General features: G+C 58.0%; 17 protein-coding genes and 4 tRNA genes. 17 read left to right on the forward strand and 4 right to left on the reverse strand.

Features of this window, described 5'->3' with window-relative positions; all coding sequences use genetic code 11:
- The first annotated feature begins 16 nt into the window (after nucleotides 1-16).
- Nucleotides 17-778 carry a chitin disaccharide deacetylase gene (chbG, locus tag GUC32_RS03840; protein ID WP_337045878.1) on the forward strand — a complete coding sequence of 254 codons (762 nt, stop codon included), beginning with the start codon at nucleotides 17-19 and terminating at the stop codon, nucleotides 776-778.
- Nucleotides 779-787: 9 nt separating this feature from the next.
- On the opposite strand, the gene GUC32_RS03845 is transcribed toward chbG, so the two are convergent.
- The gene (locus tag GUC32_RS03845) at nucleotides 788-2,167 is read right to left on the reverse strand and encodes an MFS transporter (protein WP_025301632.1); all 1,380 of its coding nucleotides are present in this window, start codon (nucleotides 2,165-2,167) and stop codon (nucleotides 788-790) included.
- A gap of 243 nt (nucleotides 2,168-2,410) precedes the next feature.
- On the opposite strand from GUC32_RS03845, the gene pncC reads away from it, so the two are divergent.
- The 3 genes from pncC (at nucleotide 2,411) to recX (ending at nucleotide 4,648) form a co-directional block, all read left to right on the forward strand.
- Entirely contained in the window at nucleotides 2,411-2,899 is a 489-nt protein-coding gene (pncC, locus tag GUC32_RS03850) for a nicotinamide-nucleotide amidase (RefSeq protein ID WP_025301633.1), read from the forward strand.
- Nucleotides 2,900-3,010: 111 nt separating this feature from the next.
- Nucleotides 3,011-4,075, forward strand: coding sequence for a recombinase RecA (recA, locus tag GUC32_RS03855; protein WP_004932541.1), 1,065 nt, complete (start codon nucleotides 3,011-3,013; stop codon nucleotides 4,073-4,075).
- Between the two features lie 60 nt (nucleotides 4,076-4,135).
- Nucleotides 4,136-4,648: a recombination regulator RecX gene (gene recX / locus GUC32_RS03860; protein ID WP_025301634.1), complete on the forward strand. Its 513-nt coding sequence runs from the start codon at nucleotides 4,136-4,138 to the stop codon at nucleotides 4,646-4,648.
- A gap of 40 nt (nucleotides 4,649-4,688) precedes the next feature.
- On the opposite strand, the gene GUC32_RS03865 is transcribed toward recX, so the two are convergent.
- Nucleotides 4,689-4,832 (reverse strand): hypothetical protein, encoded by a 144-nt coding sequence (locus GUC32_RS03865; RefSeq protein ID WP_162180460.1) that lies wholly within the window; start codon nucleotides 4,830-4,832, stop codon nucleotides 4,689-4,691.
- On the opposite strand from GUC32_RS03865, the gene alaS reads away from it, so the two are divergent.
- The 10 genes from alaS to luxS all read left to right on the forward strand — a co-directional run bounded on the left by alaS (nucleotide 4,782) and on the right by luxS (nucleotide 12,090).
- Nucleotides 4,782-7,409: an alanine--tRNA ligase gene (gene alaS, locus GUC32_RS03870; protein WP_025301635.1), complete on the forward strand. Its 2,628-nt coding sequence runs from the start codon at nucleotides 4,782-4,784 to the stop codon at nucleotides 7,407-7,409. The two genes, GUC32_RS03865 and alaS, sit on opposite strands and share 51 nt — an antisense overlap.
- 252 nt (nucleotides 7,410-7,661) lie before the next feature.
- Entirely contained in the window at nucleotides 7,662-7,847 is a 186-nt protein-coding gene (csrA, locus tag GUC32_RS03875) for a carbon storage regulator CsrA (protein ID WP_004091602.1), read from the forward strand.
- Nucleotides 7,848-8,157: 310 nt separating this feature from the next.
- Nucleotides 8,158-8,250 (forward strand) — tRNA-Ser (locus GUC32_RS03880).
- Nucleotides 8,251-8,253: 3 nt separating this feature from the next.
- Nucleotides 8,254-8,330 (forward strand) — tRNA-Arg (locus GUC32_RS03885).
- A gap of 61 nt (nucleotides 8,331-8,391) precedes the next feature.
- Nucleotides 8,392-8,468, forward strand: a tRNA-Arg gene (locus GUC32_RS03890).
- Between the two features lie 54 nt (nucleotides 8,469-8,522).
- Nucleotides 8,523-8,599, forward strand: a tRNA-Arg gene (locus GUC32_RS03895).
- A gap of 172 nt (nucleotides 8,600-8,771) precedes the next feature.
- Nucleotides 8,772-9,338 carry a fructose-1-phosphate/6-phosphogluconate phosphatase gene (gene yqaB, locus GUC32_RS03900; RefSeq protein ID WP_025301636.1) on the forward strand — a complete coding sequence of 189 codons (567 nt, stop codon included), beginning with the start codon at nucleotides 8,772-8,774 and terminating at the stop codon, nucleotides 9,336-9,338.
- Nucleotides 9,335-9,763 (forward strand): YqaA family protein, encoded by a 429-nt coding sequence (locus GUC32_RS03905; protein WP_025159656.1) that lies wholly within the window; start codon nucleotides 9,335-9,337, stop codon nucleotides 9,761-9,763. The genes yqaB and GUC32_RS03905 overlap by 4 nt, the downstream gene beginning before the upstream one ends.
- Before the next feature lie 82 nt (nucleotides 9,764-9,845).
- Entirely contained in the window at nucleotides 9,846-11,408 is a 1,563-nt protein-coding gene (gshA, locus tag GUC32_RS03910; RefSeq protein WP_015376703.1) for a glutamate--cysteine ligase, read from the forward strand.
- 166 nt (nucleotides 11,409-11,574) lie between these two features.
- Nucleotides 11,575-12,090 carry an S-ribosylhomocysteine lyase gene (gene luxS / locus GUC32_RS03915; protein ID WP_004932513.1) on the forward strand — a complete coding sequence of 172 codons (516 nt, stop codon included), beginning with the start codon at nucleotides 11,575-11,577 and terminating at the stop codon, nucleotides 12,088-12,090.
- A gap of 65 nt (nucleotides 12,091-12,155) precedes the next feature.
- Here luxS and GUC32_RS03920 read toward each other — a convergent pair whose 3' ends face one another.
- Nucleotides 12,156-13,445 (reverse strand): HlyC/CorC family transporter, encoded by a 1,290-nt coding sequence (locus GUC32_RS03920; protein WP_016929024.1) that lies wholly within the window; start codon nucleotides 13,443-13,445, stop codon nucleotides 12,156-12,158.
- Nucleotides 13,446-13,487: 42 nt separating this feature from the next.
- Complete coding sequence (locus GUC32_RS03925) at nucleotides 13,488-14,279, reverse strand: inner membrane protein YpjD (protein WP_004932506.1); 792 nt, start codon at nucleotides 14,277-14,279, stop codon at nucleotides 13,488-13,490.
- A 169-nt stretch (nucleotides 14,280-14,448) separates the two neighbouring features.
- Between GUC32_RS03925 and ffh the strand changes: the two genes are divergently transcribed.
- The 3 genes from ffh (at nucleotide 14,449) to rimM (ending at nucleotide 16,840) form a co-directional block, all read left to right on the forward strand.
- The gene (ffh, locus tag GUC32_RS03930; RefSeq protein WP_004932504.1) at nucleotides 14,449-15,810 is read left to right on the forward strand and encodes a signal recognition particle protein; all 1,362 of its coding nucleotides are present in this window, start codon (nucleotides 14,449-14,451) and stop codon (nucleotides 15,808-15,810) included.
- Nucleotides 15,811-16,024: 214 nt separating this feature from the next.
- Entirely contained in the window at nucleotides 16,025-16,273 is a 249-nt protein-coding gene (rpsP, locus tag GUC32_RS03935; RefSeq protein WP_004932501.1) for a 30S ribosomal protein S16, read from the forward strand.
- A gap of 18 nt (nucleotides 16,274-16,291) precedes the next feature.
- Complete coding sequence (rimM, locus tag GUC32_RS03940; protein WP_019455135.1) at nucleotides 16,292-16,840, forward strand: ribosome maturation factor RimM; 549 nt, start codon at nucleotides 16,292-16,294, stop codon at nucleotides 16,838-16,840.
- The last annotated feature ends 23 nt before the right edge of the window (nucleotides 16,841-16,863 follow it).

Genomic DNA, 16,863 nt, shown 5'->3' on the forward strand with positions numbered 1-16,863 from the left:
TCCTGCGGGAGCCATTATGGAAAAACTACTGATCGTGAATGCCGACGACTTCGGCCTGAGCAAAGGACAGAACTACGGTGTCGTCGAGGCGTATCAGCATGGCGTCGTTTCCTCCACCACGACGATGGTGAACGGCGGCGGCGCGGAGCATGCTGCAGCGCTCAGCCGGCAATATCCCGGATTGCCGATCGGGCTGCATTTCGTTTTGACCCATGGCAGGCCGCTGGGCGCCATGCCTTCGCTGGTCAATGAGCATGGCGAGCTGGGCAAATGGCTGTGGCACCGCGCCGAGGCCGGCGAGCTGCAGCTGGACGAGATTCAGGAGGAGCTGCAGCGCCAGTTCACGCGGTTTGTGACGCTGTTCGGCAGGGCGCCAACGCACATCGACAGCCACCACCATGTGCATATGCAGCCGCAGATTTACCCGCTGGTGGAGGCGTTTGCGCAGGCACAGGGTCTGCCGCTGCGCCTCGATCGCGAAGAGGCGAAACGGCGCGGTATTGCGTTGCAGACGCCCTACAGCACCGACGCGTTTGACGCGGGATTCTACGGTGAAACGATTTCCGAAGCCTTGTTCCTGCAGAGGTTGGCGCGCGCCGACGCGCAGGGCGCCGAGTCATTGGAAATGATGTGCCACCCGGCGTTCCTCGATGCGACGATCCTGCAGAGCAAATACTGCCACCCGCGCCTCGTCGAGCTGGATGTGTTGACCGCGCCGACGCTGAAAGCGGCGATCGCCGAACGCGGTTTTATGCTGGGCTCCTTCCAGGATCTGTAGCACCACCGTTTACAGCATGGCGTGCGCCTTTTTCAGGCCGGTGTCCTCTTGCGGATCGGCTCCCTGAGGCAAGGGTTCCTCCTCCTGTTCTTCGGGCTGTGGCTCCTCGACATCGGGCGCCGCTTCCGGCGGCGGCATGGTGTCGTGAATGATCTGCTCATCGAAGGTCGGATTGAGCGCCGGCGACAGCGGTGAACTGGCGAGGCTGTCTGGCAGCGCAATGTGCGGCACCGGCGCGTCCTGTGCCAGCTGCGGTTCCTCCGCTTTCGCCGTACGGCCGAGGGCCGCCAGCAGTACGCCGCACAGAGCGAAGAAGGCGTACAGGATATTGCCGCCAAGCGGTTCGATCAGTGCGCCGACCGCCAACGGCCCGATGCTGGCGCCGACGCCGAACGCCATCAGCAGACAGGCGGCCAGCGAGACGCGGCGCTCCGGCTCGATCAGATCGTTGGCCAATGCCACCACCAGCGGATAGAGCGTAAACTGCAGCATGCTGACGACGAACCCCACAGCCAGCAGCAGCGGGAAATCGATGTGCGGCAGCAGCGCCAGCGGCAGCGCCGCCACGATCAGCAAAATGGCGTTGAAGCGCATCAGCAACGGGCGGTTATAGCGATCCGACAGCCAACTGAGCGGGAACTGCGCCACCAACCCGGCGAAGATGGCCAGCGCCATGAACAGGCCGGTTTGCTGAGTGGTTAAGGATTGCAGGCTGGCGTAGACCGGCGCCAGGCCGTAAAACGAGCCCACCACCATGCCGATCACCAACGTGGTGGCCAGCACCTTGGGAATGGCGCCGACAAAGTAGCGCAGCTCCATCGGGGCCGGCGACATGTGGCGCGCATTGGTGCGGGTGGTGAGAGCGATCGGCACCAGACAGAGCGCGAAACACAGCGCGATCACCAGCAGCGTGGTGATGCCCAGATTGCTTTGCAGCATCAGCACGATCTGGCCCAGCGACATGCCGAGATAGGTCGCCGCCATATAGAAGCCGAACACCATGCCGCGCTGGTTGGATTCCGCCTGGTCGTTCAGCCAGCTTTCCAGCACCATATATTGGCACATCATGCACAGCCCGATCACCAGACGCAGCGCGACCCAGGCGGGAATGAACTCCGTCAGGCCGTGCCCCAGCACCGCGGCGGTGATGATGCCGGCGCAGGCCACGTAGGCGCGGATATGCCCGACGCGGGCGATGAGAAAGTGGCCGACCTTACCGCCGATCACCAACCCGATGTAGTTGGCGGCGATGATAGCGCCGATCAGCACGCTGCTGACGTGGATGGAGGTCAGCCGCAGCGAGACGTAGGTGGTGAGCAGGCCCGAGCCCAACAGCAGCAGCAGGGTGGTGGTGTACAACGGCAAGAATACGCCCAACGTTTTTTTCACGCTATCATCCTAATCTCTTCTGGTGCGCCCTGAGGCCGCCGCCGCAGCGTGCCGCCTCCGTGATGTTCCTTGTGCTGGTGCGCCGCCGCTCGATGGGGCGCTTCTTTTGATACTAGCAGCTTGGCCGGGCGCTTAAAACCGCACCTCCTGCGAGGCGCTGCGCATTTCAACGTGTCAGCCGCTGCAGCGCCTTGATAAATGCTACTATCGGGCGCATATACCTGAATTCGCGAGGGAGGGATTATGAGTGAAAACCAACTGCGTCAGCTCAGCGTGCTGGCAGGGGAGAAACTGAAGGCTCAGGGCCGCTGGATCACCTGTGCGGAATCCTGCACCGGGGGGGGGATCGCCAAGGCCATTACCGATATCGCCGGCAGCTCCGCCTATTTCGATCGCGGTTTCGTCACCTACAGCAATGCGGCAAAGCATGACCTGCTGGGGGTGAACGAAGCGACGTTGGCGGCGCACGGCGCGGTCAGCGAAGAGGTGGTGCGCGAGATGGCGATAGGGGCGCTGCGTGCGGCGCAGGCCGATCTGGCGCTGTCGGTGAGCGGCATCGCCGGCCCGGACGGCGGCAGCGCGGAAAAGCCGGTCGGCACCGTGTGGTTCGGTTTCGCCGGCAGCGATGGCCGGGGGCTGTCGCGCAAGATGCAATTCGAGGGCGACCGCGATGCGGTGCGGCTGCAGGCGACGATTTTCGCGCTGCAAACCGCCATCGACGAATTTTTGTAAATTAGGCTTGATACTGTATGACCATACAGTATAATTAGTGACATTTCCTGCACAACATACATTCAGTGGCAGTGTGGGGTAACACCGGCATTGCGAAACGAAGGAGCAAAAATGGCTATTGATGAGAACAAGCAAAAGGCGTTAGCTGCGGCACTGGGCCAGATTGAGAAACAGTTCGGCAAAGGCTCCATCATGCGCCTGGGTGAAGACCGCTCCATGGACGTGGAAACGATCTCCACCGGCTCACTGTCACTCGATATCGCTCTGGGCGCTGGCGGCCTGCCGATGGGCCGCATCGTCGAAATCTACGGCCCGGAATCGTCCGGTAAAACTACCCTGACGCTGCAGGTGATCGCCGCTGCGCAGCGCGAAGGAAAAACCTGTGCGTTCATTGATGCTGAGCATGCGCTGGATCCTATCTATGCGAAAAAGCTGGGCGTTGATATCGACAACCTGCTGTGCTCCCAGCCGGACACCGGCGAGCAGGCGCTGGAAATCTGTGATGCGCTGACCCGCTCCGGCGCGGTTGACGTCATCATCGTCGACTCCGTGGCGGCGCTGACGCCGAAGGCGGAAATCGAGGGTGAAATCGGCGATTCGCACATGGGTCTGGCGGCGCGCATGATGAGCCAGGCGATGCGTAAGCTGGCCGGCAACCTGAAAAACGCCAATACCCTGCTGATCTTCATCAACCAGATCCGTATGAAGATCGGTGTGATGTTCGGCAACCCGGAAACCACCACCGGTGGTAACGCCCTGAAGTTCTACGCTTCGGTACGCCTGGATATCCGTCGTATCGGCGCCATCAAAGAGGGCGACGAAGTGGTGGGCAGCGAAACCCGCGTGAAAGTGGTGAAGAACAAAATCGCTGCGCCGTTCAAACAGGCTGAATTCCAAATCATGTACGGCGAAGGCATCAACAGCCGTGGTGAGCTGGTCGATCTGGGCGTGAAGCACAAGATGATCGAAAAAGCCGGCGCCTGGTACAGCTATAACGGCGAGAAGATCGGTCAGGGCAAGGCGAACGCCTGTAACTTCCTGAAAGAAAACCCGGCTATCGCCGCCGAGCTGGATAAGAAACTGCGCGACCTGCTGCTGCACAGCGGCGGTGAGCTGGTGGCTGCCTCCGGTGACGACTTCGAAGATGACGAAGCGGAAACCAGCGAGCAGTTTTAATCGCTGAAGATGTGCGCCGCCGTTTATGTGGCGCACATCCCCTGAATTCAGGCTCAAATGATGAATGACTTGCTAAGCCGCGCCATGCGCCTGCTGTCGCAACGCGATCATAGTGAAGCTGAACTGCGCCGCAAACTTGCGGCGCAGCCGTTTGTGGCGAAAGCCCGTTTTGGCGGCAAGGGGCCACATGCGTCGACATCACCGCCGGTGGCTGAAGAGCCGGTAGATCCTGCGCTGATCGAGCAGGTTATCGCCTACTGTTATCAGCATAATTGGCTGGACGATAAGCGTTTCGCCCACAGCTACATTGGCAGCCGCAGCCGCAAAGGTTACGGCGCGCAGCGCATCCGCAGCGAACTGATGCAAAAGGGCGTCGACAAAGCGCTGGTACAGGACGCGCTGGCGGAATGCGACATCGACTGGTGTGAACAGGCGAAACAGGTGGCGCAGCGAAAATTTGGCGATGCGTTGCCAACTGACTGGAAAGAGAAAGCCAAAGTGCAGCGTTATCTGCTCTATCGCGGCTTTTTCCAGGAAGAAATTCAGTCAATTTACCGTGATTTTGCGCAATGAGCGCACACGGGGTTTTACTTCCCTCTGAAGAAAATTTATCTTATCCCCACTTTTTGTTCGTGAGCTGGTTGTCATCGTCGGGATGACGCGCCACCGGCTCACGTGTCGTTATTCTAGCCTTTCCAGGAAAATTATGAGCAAGAGCACCGCTGAGATCCGTCAAGCGTTTCTCGATTTCTTTCATAGTAAGGGTCATCAGGTTGTAGCAAGCAGCTCCCTGGTGCCTAACAATGATCCGACATTGCTGTTTACCAATGCCGGCATGAACCAATTTAAGGATGTTTTCCTGGGGCTCGACAAACGCGCCTATTCCCGCGCCACTACCTCGCAGCGCTGCGTGCGCGCAGGCGGCAAGCATAACGACCTGGAAAACGTCGGGTATACCGCTCGTCACCACACCTTCTTTGAAATGCTGGGCAACTTCAGCTTCGGCGATTACTTCAAGCACGATGCGATCAGCTACGCGTGGGAACTGCTGACCGGTGAAAACTGGTTCAACCTGCCGAAAGAGCGACTGTGGGTCACCGTGTATGAAACCGATGACGAAGCATTCGACATCTGGCAGAAGCAAATCGGCGTACCGGCCGAGCGCATTATCCGCATCGGCGACAACAAGGGCGCGCCTTTCGCTTCCGATAACTTCTGGCAGATGGGCGATACCGGCCCATGCGGCCCGTGCACCGAGATTTTCTACGATCACGGCGATCACATTTGGGGTGGTCCTCCGGGCAGCCCGGAAGAAGACGGCGATCGCTACATCGAGATCTGGAACATCGTTTTCATGCAGTTCAACCGTCAGTCCGACGGCACCATGTTGCCGCTGCCGAAACCTTCGGTGGATACCGGTATGGGCCTGGAACGCATCGCGGCGGTGTTGCAGCATGTGAACTCCAACTATGAGATCGACCTGTTCCGCACCCTGATTGCCGCCGTGGCGAAAGTGACCGGTGCGACCGATCTGGACAATAAATCTCTGCGCGTTATCGCCGACCACATCCGTTCCTGCGCCTTCCTGGTGTCTGACGGCGTGATCCCGTCTAACGAAAACCGCGGCTACGTGCTGCGTCGCATCATTCGTCGTGCGATCCGCCATGGCAACATGCTGGGCGCGAAAGACACCTTCTTCTACAAGCTGGTGGCGCCGCTGATCGAAGTGATGGGCCCGGCGGCCGATGAACTGAAACGCCAGCAGTCGCTGGTGGAGCAGGTGCTGAAAACCGAAGAAGAGCAGTTTGCCCGTACGCTGGAGCGTGGTCTGGCGCTGCTGGACGAAGAGCTGGCCAAGCTGCAGGGCGATACCCTGGACGGCGAAACCGCTTTCCGTCTGTACGATACCTACGGCTTCCCGGTGGACCTGACCGCTGACGTCTGCCGCGAGCGCGGTCTGAAAGTCGACGAAGCGGGCTTTGAAGAGGCGATGGAAGCACAGCGCCGCCGCGCGCGCGAATCCAGCGGTTTCGGCGCCGACTACAACAGCCTGATCCGTGTGGACGGCAGCAGCCAGTTCAGCGGCTACGATCACGACGAGCAGCAGGCGATGGTCATTGCGCTGTTCCGCGACGGCCAGCCGGTCGATCAGATCAACGCTGGCGAAGAGGCGGTGGTGGTGCTGGACGAGACGCCGTTCTACGGTGAATCCGGCGGCCAGGTCGGCGATAAAGGCGTGCTGAAAACCGCAGGCGCCGAGTTTGTGGTCAACGACACCCAGAAATACGGTCAGGCTATCGGCCATCAAGGCAAGCTGGCGCAAGGTTCGCTGAAGCTGAACGATCGCGTGGACGCGCAGATCGACACTGAGCGCCGCAACAGCATCCGCCTGAACCACTCCGCGACCCACCTGCTACACGCTGCGCTGCGCCAAACGTTGGGCGAGCACGTTGCGCAGAAAGGCTCTCTGGTTAACGACAAATACCTGCGCTTCGACTTCTCGCATTTCGAAGCGATGAAGCCGGAACAAATTCGCGCGGTGGAAGATCTGGTTAACCAGCAGGTGCGTCGTAACCTGCCGGTGCAGACCGAGCTGATGGCGTTGGAAGATGCTAAAGAGAAGGGTGCGATGGCGCTGTTCGGTGAGAAGTACGACGACAACGTGCGCGTGCTGACCATGGGCGACTTCTCCACCGAGCTGTGCGGCGGCACCCACGCCAGCCGCACCGGCGATATCGGCCTGTTCCGCATTCTGAGCGAGTCTGGCACCGCGGCGGGCATCCGCCGTATTGAAGCGGTAACCGGCGCTGGCGCTATCGCTACGCTGCATCAGCAAAGCGATTTGTTGCAAGACGTTGCGCAGTTGGTGAAGGGCGATAGCAACAACCTGACCGATAAAGTGCGCTCGGTGCTCGATCGCACCCGCGTGCTGGAAAAAGAACTGCAGCAACTGAAAGATCAGCAGGCGGCGCAGGAAAGCGCGTCGCTGTCCAGTCAGGCGAAAGTGGTTAACGGCGTGAAGCTGTTGGTCAGCCAGTTGGACAATGTCGAAGCCAAAATGCTGCGCACTATGGTGGATGACCTGAAAAATCAATTGGGTTCGGCCATTATCGTGTTGGCGACGACGGCTGATGACAAAGTCAGCCTGGTCGCGGGCGTGACCAAGGATCTGACTGACCGCGTGAAAGCCGGCGAGTTGATCGGCAACGTGGCGCAGCAGGTCGGCGGCAAGGGCGGTGGTCGCCCAGATATGGCGATGGCGGGGGGGACGGATATCAACGCCCTGCCAGCGGCGTTAAACAGCGTAGAAGCCTGGGTGGCCTCGAAGCTGTGAACATAAATAAATAGCACGCACAAACGCCATAATACTTTGTTGATTATGGCGTTTTCATACTGTGCTAACACAATTTAGTTACAATTGCGGGAACAAAGTTTTTCAGGTCGGCTAAACTTACCATTATCTGAGGTGGGACCAAGTCTGCTTACACTTATTGTGGATTGCGCGGCTTACGTTTTCACCACATATGATGGATAATGACGGGGAAACTGAGAGACCCGACTCTTTTAATCTTTCAAGGAGCAAAGAATGTTAATTCTGACTCGTCGAGTTGGTGAAACCCTCATGATTGGCGATGAGGTTACGGTCACTGTGCTAGGGGTAAAAGGCAACCAGGTGCGTATTGGTGTGAATGCCCCCAAAGAGGTTTCGGTTCACCGTGAAGAAATCTATCAGCGCATTCAGGCAGAGAAGTCTCAGCAGACGACTTACTGATTCCGAAGCAGCGTCTCGTTGCCAGACGAGACGCTACTGCATCGTTTTACCCACTTCTTTCGTTCCCCCCTCTCTTTTTCGTGATTATTTTCCCGGTGAGTTTCCTGCTTTGTTGCCACAGACGCTGCGGTTGCCTGTTGATAAAACGCCCTTTTTGCCGTGAAATCGCCCATGTTGGGTGTGAATTGTGCAAACGCGCATGAGTTGGGAAAAATTGTTTGACTTAAAAGTCGGAGAAAGTAATATGTGCGCCACGCAGTGCCGATGAGCTTCTCCAAAGCAAGTTAGGCACAATTCGAAAGAAGCGTATGGTGAGGTGGCCGAGAGGCTGAAGGCGCTCCCCTGCTAAGGGAGTATGCGGTCAAAAGCTGCATCCGGGGTTCGAATCCCCGCCTCACCGCCATTTGCATCCATAGCTCAGCTGGATAGAGTACTCGGCTACGAACCGAGCGGTCGGAGGTTCGAATCCTCCTGGATGCACCATATTTTGCAGTATGGTGGGGTAGTAACAACGTACCATACGGTATCAAAAAAGAATTCCTGTGCATCCATAGCTCAGCTGGATAGAGTACTCGGCTACGAACCGAGCGGTCGGAGGTTCGAATCCTCCTGGATGCACCATTCTTTCTGTCGTGTTTCGTTAGCGAAGCAGGCAAGCAGTAAAAAAATAGACATGCATCCATAGCTCAGCTGGATAGAGTACTCGGCTACGAACCGAGCGGTCGGAGGTTCGAATCCTCCTGGATGCACCATCTAAGAGAAACCCGCCTCGGCGGGTTTTTCGCTTTTCAGCCTTTATCTATCTCCCCCTCTTTCCCCTTTGTGTACGATTAGGCACAGCACATTCCGCTATGACGCAGTCAGCGACAACCCATCGGCTTTACGCTAAAGTAGTTTTCTTTCCTCAACGATCATGGAGTAACGATGTACGACCGCTATCAGGGTCTTATTTTCGACATGGACGGCACGATTCTGGACACCGAGCCAACGCACCGTAAAGCGTGGCATGAAGTGTTGTCCCGTTATGGCATGACGTTTGATGAAACGGCCATGGTGGCGCTGAGCGGTTCGCCGACCTGGCGCATCGCTCAGGCGATTATCGCCAGCCATCAGGCCGACCTCGATCCCCATCACCTGGCGGCGGAGAAAACCCGCGCGGTGGAAGCGATGCTGCTGGATAGCGTGCGTCCCTTGCCGCTGATCGAGGTGGTGAAGTCCTATCACGGTCGCCGTCCGATGGCGGTCGGTACCGGCAGCGAGCACCGCATGGCGGAAATGCTGCTGCGTCATCTCGGCCTGTTCGACTGCTTCGACGCGATCGTCGGCGCGGACGACGTACAGCGCCATAAACCGGAGCCGGATACCTTCTTACGCTGTGCTGAACTGATCGGCGTGCCGCCGGAAAAATGCGTGGTGTTTGAAGATGCCGAATTTGGCATTCAGGCGGCGAAAAGTGCCGGTATGGCTGTGGTAGACGTCCGCACGCTGTGAGTAGTACGCTAGCCGTAATATCGTTATTTGGCAGTAGCTTCCTCAGTGCGACGCTGCTGCCGGGAAATTCAGAAATCGTTCTGGTCGCCTTGCTGACCCAGAGTCGCGTCTCGCCGGAATTGCTGGTGCTGGCCGCGACCCTGGGCAACACGCTGGGCGGCTTGACCAATGTCATTATCGGGCGCCTGTTACCGGCGTTGAAACCACAGCGGGGGCTGGCAACGGCGCTCGGGTGGCTGCAACGCTTCGGCCCGGCTGCGCTGTTGCTCAGTTGGGTGCCGGTGGTGGGCGATTTGTTGTGCGTGTTGGCAGGTTGGCTGCGCATGCCCTGGGGCTCTGTCGCGCTGTTTCTGTGTATCGGAAAGGCGCTGCGTTACATCGTTTTGACTATGATAACGGTACAGGGCATCGCCTGGTGGCAGTAACCAAGTGAATATAACTCAATATTCTCTCGGGTGCGGATTCAGTATGCTTACGAGTTATTGTTTTTAGAAGCGGGAGGTCAATTTGATCCCGGACGTATCACAGGCGCTTTCTTGGTTGGAAGCCCATCCTCAGGCATTAAAAGGCATTCGTCGCGGCATCGAGCGTGAAACGCTGCGAGTCACGCCGAACGGCACCTTGGCGACCACCGGGCATCCGGAAAAGCTGGGGGCGGCATTGACGCACCACTGGATCACCACGGACTTCGCCGAGGCGCTGTTAGAGTTTATTACGCCGGTTGATGACAATATCGATCACCTGCTGACGTTCCTGCGCGATATTCATCGCTACGTGGCGCGCAATATTGGCGATGAGCGCATGTGGCCGCTCAGCATGCCGTGCTTTATCGAAGCCGAGCAGGATATTGAGCTGGCGCAGTTCGGTTCGTCGAACATCGGCCGCATGAAGACGCTGTACCGCGAAGGGTTGAAGAATCGCTATGGCGCGTTGATGCAGACCATTTCCGGCGTGCACTACAACTTCTCGCTGCCGCTGGAGTTTTGGCAGGCCTGGGCTGGCGTGCAGGACGCAGAAAGCGGTAAAGAGCAGATCTCGGCGGGGTATTTCCGCCTGATCCGCAACTATTACCGTTTCGGTTGGGTGATCCCGTATCTGTTCGGCGCATCGCCGGCCATTTGTTCTTCGTTCCTCAAAGGGCGCGAGACCACTCTGCCGTTCGAACGCACCGAGCAGGGGATGTGCTATCTGCCGTACGCCACCTCGCTGCGTCTGAGCGACCTGGGTTACACCAACAAGTCGCAGAGTAATCTGGGCATCACCTTCAACGATCTGCACAGCTATGTGGCCGGTCTGAAGCGGGCGATCGTTACGCCTTCCGAAGAGTTCGCCAAGCTGGGCGTGAAAGAGGGTGACCGCTACCTGCAGTTGAACAGTAACGTGCTGCAAATCGAAAACGAGCTGTATGCGCCGATCCGGCCGAAGCGCGTGACCAAAAGCGGCGAGACGCCGTCAGACGCGCTGCTGCGCGGCGGTATCGAATATATCGAAGTGCGTTCGCTGGATATCAACCCGTTCTCGCCGATCGGCGTGGATGCGGTGCAGGCGCGTTTCCTGGATCTGTTCCTGGTGTGGTGCGCGCTGGCCGATGCGCCGGAGATGAGCAGCGATGAACTGCTGTGCACGCGCAAGAACTGGAACCGGGTGATTCTGGAAGGGCGCAAGCCGGGCCAGACCATCGGCATCGGCTGTGGTGCCAGCCATGAGCCGCTGGAAAAAGTGGGTAAGGCGCTGTTCGCCGATCTGCGTCGGGTCGCGGAAGTGTTGGACGGCGAAGCCGGCAACCGTCAATACCAGCAGGTGTGCGATGAGCTGGTCGCCGCATTTGACGATCCTGAGCTGACCTTCTCCGCGCGCATTCTGAAGGCGATGAAGGCGGAAGGCACTGGGCGCGTCGGTCTGCAGCTGGCGGAGCAGTATCGCCAGACGTTGCTGGAAGAACCGTTGGAAATCCTGAATGAGGCCGAGCTGGATAAAGAGCGGGAAGCCTCGTGGCAGCGCCAACGCGACATAGAAGCCAATGATACGCTAAGCTTTGAAGCGTTCCTGAAGCAAAACGGCGGAAGCTGAAAAAGAAAAAGGCCACATCAATGTGGCCAAATATGCATCTCTGATGACAGGGATGATGATAACAAATGCGCGTCTTTCACATACTCAGACTCGCAGGGTTGGAAAAGGTTTCCCGGTTAGGAAAAAAAGTTTCGAAATAAATGCTCTTTTACGAGGAGGTAGCGAAATGCCATTGCTGGATAGCTTTACCGTCGATCATACCCGTATGGCAGCCCCGGCTGTCCGCGTTGCGAAAACCATGAAAACGCCTCATGGTGATACCATCACGGTATTTGATCTGCGCTTTTGCCGCCCGAACCTGGAAGTGATGCCCGAACGCGGCATTCACACGCTGGAACACCTGTTCGCCGGCTTTATGCGCGACCACCTGAACGGCCAGGGCGTGGAGATTATCGACATCTCCCCAATGGGCTGCCGCACCGGTTTCTACATGAGCCTGATCGGCGTGCCGGAAGAGCAGCGCGTTGCCGATGCCTGGAAAGCGGCGATGGCCGACGTGCTGAAAGTGACCGACCAGCGCAAGATCCCTGAGCTGAACGAGTACCAGTGTGGTACCTACCACATGCACTCGCTGGAAGAAGCGCAGGAAATCGCCAAGCACATTCTGGATAACGGCGTGGTGGTGAACCACAACGACGAGCTGGCGCTGCCGAAAGAGAAGCTGCAGGAGCTGCATATCTGACCGTACGTTTCCCGCAGAAACAAAAAAGACGCGATTTCGCGTCTTTTTTACGTTCTGGCCGGCGGTCAGTGATGGCCGACGCTGGACTGCAGCGAGGTGATCGGCGTGACTCGCACCTGTTTGATCATGTTGCCCTGTACGTCGAGAATGTCGATATCGTAATGGCCGATACGCACCCGGGTGCCGATTTCGGGGATCTCTTCCAGTTCTTCCAGCAGCATACCGTTGACGGTACGGGCTTCATTGGCCGGCAAGGTCCAGTTGAAGGCTTTGTTCAGCTCCCGTACGTTGGCGGTGCCGTCGATCAAGACCGAACCGTCGCTCTGCGGCGTGACTTCTTCCGCCAGCGTCGGTGACATCGAGGTGGTGAAGTCGCCGACGATCTCCTCGAGGATGTCTTCCACCGTGACCAGGCCCTGAATGTCGCCGTACTCGTCGACCACGATGCCGACCTTCTCTTTATTGCGCTGGAACTTCACCAACTGCACGTTGAGCGGCGTGCCTTCCGGCACGAAATAAATCTCGTCGGCGGCGCGCAGCAGGTTCTCTTTGTTGAACTCTTTTTTCTCGGTCATCAGGCGATAGGCTTCGCGCACGCGCAGCATGCCGATCGCATCGTCCAACGAGCTGCGATACAGCACGATGCGGCCGTGTGGCGAGTGGGTCAGCTGGCGCATGATCGACTTCCAGTCGTCGTTGACGTCGATGCCGACGATCTCGGTGCGTGGCACCATGATGTCGTTGACCGTCACCTTTTCCAGATCCAGCACCGAGATCAGCATGTCCTGATTGCGGCGGGAGATCTGCGACTGGGATTCGCGCACGATGGTGCGCAGCTCATCCTTGCTGACGGCGTCGCTGATGCGCACGTTGGTGCGAATGCCGAACAGGCGCAAGGTCAGGCTGGTGATGCCGTTAAGCAACCAGACCAGCGGGAACATCACCTTTTGCAACGGGGCCAGCAGGACGCTGCTGGGGAAGGCAATACGTTCCGGATAGAGGGCGGCGAAGGTCTTCGGCAGCACTTCGGCGAACAGCAGCACGGCGAAGGTCAGTATGCCGGTCGCGATCGCCACGCCGAGATCGCCATACAGCCGCATGCCGACGATGGTCGCCAGCGCCGAGGCGAGGATGTTGACCAGGTTGTTGCCGATCAGCACCAGGCCGATCAGCCGATCCGGTTTTTGCAGCAGCTTCTCCACCCGACGCGCCGAGCGGTTGCCCTGTTTGGACAGATGACGCAGGCGATAACGGTTGAGCGTCATCATGCCGGTTTCGGAGGCGGAGAAGTAAGCGGAGACCACGATCATGATCACCAGGATAATGATGAGGGTCCCCGTCGACACATGCTCCAATGCAGTATTCCTTATAGAGAGGGAGAATTGAGCCAGGCTGGCCTAGCGCACCATCACCTGCTGAATCAGACGGCTGCCGAAATAGGCGAGCGTCAGCAGGAAGGCGCCGGCGAAGCTGAACCAGACGACGCGGCGGCCGCGCCAGCCTTCATGGTAATGGCCCCACAACAGCACGATATACACGAACCAGGCCATGATCGACAGCACGGCTTTATGCACGTTCTCTTTGCTGAACAGGTTATCCATGTACAGCAGGCCGGTACACAGGGTGAGCGTCAGCAGCACCACGCCGATCTGGGTGATATGGAACATCTTGCGCTCGATGCTCATCAGCGGCGGCATGTCGGCGCTGAAGGTCAGCTTCTTGTTTTTCAACAGGTAGTCGAGCCAGGCGAGCTGCAAGGCGTAGAGTGCAGCGATGATCAGGGTGGCGTAAGAGAACAGCGCCAGACCGATATGCACCATCAATTCCGGGCTGGCCTCCAGGTGAGTGATAAACTCGCCGGGCATAAAGCTGGCGAAGGCCAGGTTGATCATCGCGAAGCTGTAGACGATCGGCAGCAGGAACCAGCCGCGGTCGCGCGAAGCGACGAAGGTCATCACCGAGCAGATGATCAGGCTGACGATAGAACCAATGTTCAGCAGGCTGAGATTCTGCCCGGCGCTGACGTCAAAGATGCGCTGCTGCAGCGCGATGGCGTGGCAAATCAGCGCCACCACCGCCGAGACGAGGGCCAGTCGACGGTATGCGCTGTTCTTCCGCAACAAGCTGGGAATGATCAGTCCAAGGCTGAGCAGGTAGGCCATCAAAGCCACAATGGAGAAAACTGGCATAGCGTTTAATTTTGCTTCGGCGTGGTTAATTGGAGTGTCAGTATAACGTTGCGCGCGTTTCACTCCAACCTATCTCCAACGCTGAGGCAGAGATCCTGCTCGCTTCGTGTTATCATCGGCGCAATTGTGTCGCCGGAGCGGCCTGTCATTACACGTTGAGCATGAGACGATGTTTGAAAATTTAACCGATCGATTGTCGCGCACGTTGCGCAATATCAGCGGCCGCGGGCGGCTGACCGAAGAAAATATCAAGGAAACCCTGCGTGAAGTGCGTATGGCATTGCTGGAAGCGGACGTTGCGCTGCCGGTGGTGCGCGACTTCATCAACCGCGTCAAAGAGAGCGCGGTTGGCCATGAAGTCAACAAGAGCCTGACGCCGGGGCAGGAGTTCGTCAAGATCGTCAAGGGCGAGCTGATCGCCGCGATGGGCGAAGTCAACACCGAGCTGAATCTGGCGGCTCAGCCGCCGGCCGTGGTGCTGATGGCGGGCCTGCAGGGCGCCGGTAAAACCACCAGCGTCGGTAAGCTCGGCAAGTTCCTGAAAGAAAAACAGAAGAAGAAAGTGTTGGTGGTTTCCGCGGACGTTTATCGCCCAGCGGCGATCAAACAGCTGGAAACGCTGGCGGAAGGTGTCGGCATCGATTTCTTCCCGTCTGACGTCAAAGAAAAACCGATCGACATCGTCAATCGCGCGCTGCAACAGGCCAAGCTGAAATTCTACGACGTACTGATCGTCGATACCGCCGGCCGTCTGCACGTTGACGAAGCGATGATGGACGAGATCAAACAGGTGCATGCGGCGATCAAGCCGGTGGAAACCCTGTTCGTGGTTGACGCCATGACCGGCCAGGACGCCGCCAATACCGCCAAGGCGTTTAATGAAGCGCTGCCGCTGACCGGCGTGGTGCTGACCAAGGTCGACGGCGACGCGCGCGGCGGTGCCGCATTGTCCATCCGCCACATCACCGGCAAGCCGATCAAATTCCTCGGCGTGGGCGAGAAGACCGAAGCGCTGGAGCCGTTCTACCCGGATCGCGTGGCATCACGCATCCTGGGCATGGGCGACGTGCTGTCACTGATCGAAGATATCGAAAGCAAGGTCGACCGCGAGCAGGCGGAGAAACTGGCCAACAAGCTGAAGAAGGGCGACGGTTTCGATCTGACCGACTTCCTGGAGCAGCTCAAGCAGATGCGCAACATGGGCGGTATGGCCAACATGTTGAGCAAGCTGCCGGGCGCGGGCCAACTGCCGGACAACGTCAAATCGCAGATGGACGACAAAGTGCTGGTGCGCATGGAGGCGATCATCAACTCGATGACGCTGAAAGAGCGCGCCAAACCTGAAATCATCAAGGGCTCGCGCAAGCGCCGCATCGCGATGGGGGCCGGCATGCAGGTGCAGGACGTCAACCGCTTGCTGAAGCAGTTCGACGAAATGCAGCGTATGATGAAGAAGATGAAGAAAGGCGGTATGGCGAAGATGATGCGCGGCATGAAAGGTATGATGCCACCGGGCTTCCCAGGCCGCTGATGGGCCTCCGCACGCTGAGTGCGGGCGCTTTCAGGATTCGCCGTTCGCGGTGAAAACCGCCCGAAATTTGACAGGCTGCAAAAGTTATCCCCTGCGATCGACGCTTTAGATTGCTTTTTGCGCCAAAATGAGTAAAATTTTCGGGCTTTTTATATTGCAACCGGGCCCCGTCCCTCAATGGGGCCCGGCTGTTTTATTAACTAAAGAGGATGTTATGGTAACAATTCGTTTGGCACGTGGCGGCGCTAAAAAGCGTCCGTTCTATCAAGTAGTAGTGACCGACAGCCGCAACGCTCGTGATGGTCGTTTCATCGAGCGCGTTGGCTTCTTCAACCCGATCGCTTCCGGTCAGGCTGAAGCACTGCGTCTGGACCTGGACCGCATCGAGCACTGGGTTGGTCTGGGTGCAACCGTTTCTGATCGCGTTCACGCGCTGATCAAAGACGCTAAGAAAGCAGCTTAATCTGTCGCGGTGGTGGCAATGAGCAAGCAACTCAAACCGGTAGCGCCTAAGCAGCCGATTGTACTCGGTAAAATGGGGTCCGCTTACGGCATTCGTGGTTGGCTCAGAGTGTTTTCATCCACCGAGAACGCCGAAAGCATTTTTGACTATCAGCCGTGGTTTATCCAGCAGGCGGGTCAGTGGCAGCATATCGAGTTGGAAGACTGGAAGCGCCACAGTCAGGATCTGATCATCAAGGTCAAAGGCATTGACGATCGGGACGCGGCGAATCTGCTGACTAATCGCGAGATTATGGTGGATTCTGAGCAACTTCCTCCGCTGGAGGGTGACGATTACTACTGGAAAGACCTGATGGGCTGCCAGGTAGTCACCACCGCCGGCTACGAGCTGGGTAAAGTCATCGATATGATGGAAACCGGCTCGAACGATGTGATGGTTGTGAAAGCGAACCTGAAAGATGCGTTCGGCATGAAGGAGCGGTTGATTCCGTTTCTTCATGGGCAGGTTATCAAGAAAGTCGATCTCACTGCCCGCGTGATTGAGGCAGATTGGGATCCTGGTTTTTGACCCCCGGATCAAACGGTCGAAGC

It is taken from the genome of Serratia sp. NGAS9 (assembly GCF_009905295.1).
Taxonomy (GTDB): Bacteria; Pseudomonadota; Gammaproteobacteria; order Enterobacterales; family Enterobacteriaceae; genus Serratia; species Serratia bockelmannii.

What these genes read in the sequence shown, in the direction of transcription:
- chbG (WP_337045878.1), top strand. Translation starts at nt 17, where the DNA reads ATGGAAAAACTACTGATCGTGAATGCCGACGACTTCGGCCTGAGCAAA.
- pncC (WP_025301633.1), top strand. Translation starts at nt 2,411, where the DNA reads ATGAGTGAAAACCAACTGCGTCAGCTCAGCGTGCTGGCAGGGGAGAAA.
- recA (WP_004932541.1), top strand. Translation starts at nt 3,011, where the DNA reads ATGGCTATTGATGAGAACAAGCAAAAGGCGTTAGCTGCGGCACTGGGC.
- recX (WP_025301634.1), top strand. Translation starts at nt 4,136, where the DNA reads ATGAATGACTTGCTAAGCCGCGCCATGCGCCTGCTGTCGCAACGCGAT.
- alaS (WP_025301635.1), top strand. Translation starts at nt 4,782, where the DNA reads ATGAGCAAGAGCACCGCTGAGATCCGTCAAGCGTTTCTCGATTTCTTT.
- GUC32_RS03865 (WP_162180460.1), bottom strand. Translation starts at nt 4,832, where the DNA reads ATGAAAGAAATCGAGAAACGCTTGACGGATCTCAGCGGTGCTCTTGCT.
- csrA (WP_004091602.1), top strand. Translation starts at nt 7,662, where the DNA reads ATGTTAATTCTGACTCGTCGAGTTGGTGAAACCCTCATGATTGGCGAT.
- yqaB (WP_025301636.1), top strand. Translation starts at nt 8,772, where the DNA reads ATGTACGACCGCTATCAGGGTCTTATTTTCGACATGGACGGCACGATT.
- luxS (WP_004932513.1), top strand. Translation starts at nt 11,575, where the DNA reads ATGCCATTGCTGGATAGCTTTACCGTCGATCATACCCGTATGGCAGCC.
- GUC32_RS03925 (WP_004932506.1), bottom strand. Translation starts at nt 14,279, where the DNA reads ATGCCAGTTTTCTCCATTGTGGCTTTGATGGCCTACCTGCTCAGCCTT.
- ffh (WP_004932504.1), top strand. Translation starts at nt 14,449, where the DNA reads ATGTTTGAAAATTTAACCGATCGATTGTCGCGCACGTTGCGCAATATC.
- rpsP (WP_004932501.1), top strand. Translation starts at nt 16,025, where the DNA reads ATGGTAACAATTCGTTTGGCACGTGGCGGCGCTAAAAAGCGTCCGTTC.
- rimM (WP_019455135.1), top strand. Translation starts at nt 16,292, where the DNA reads ATGAGCAAGCAACTCAAACCGGTAGCGCCTAAGCAGCCGATTGTACTC.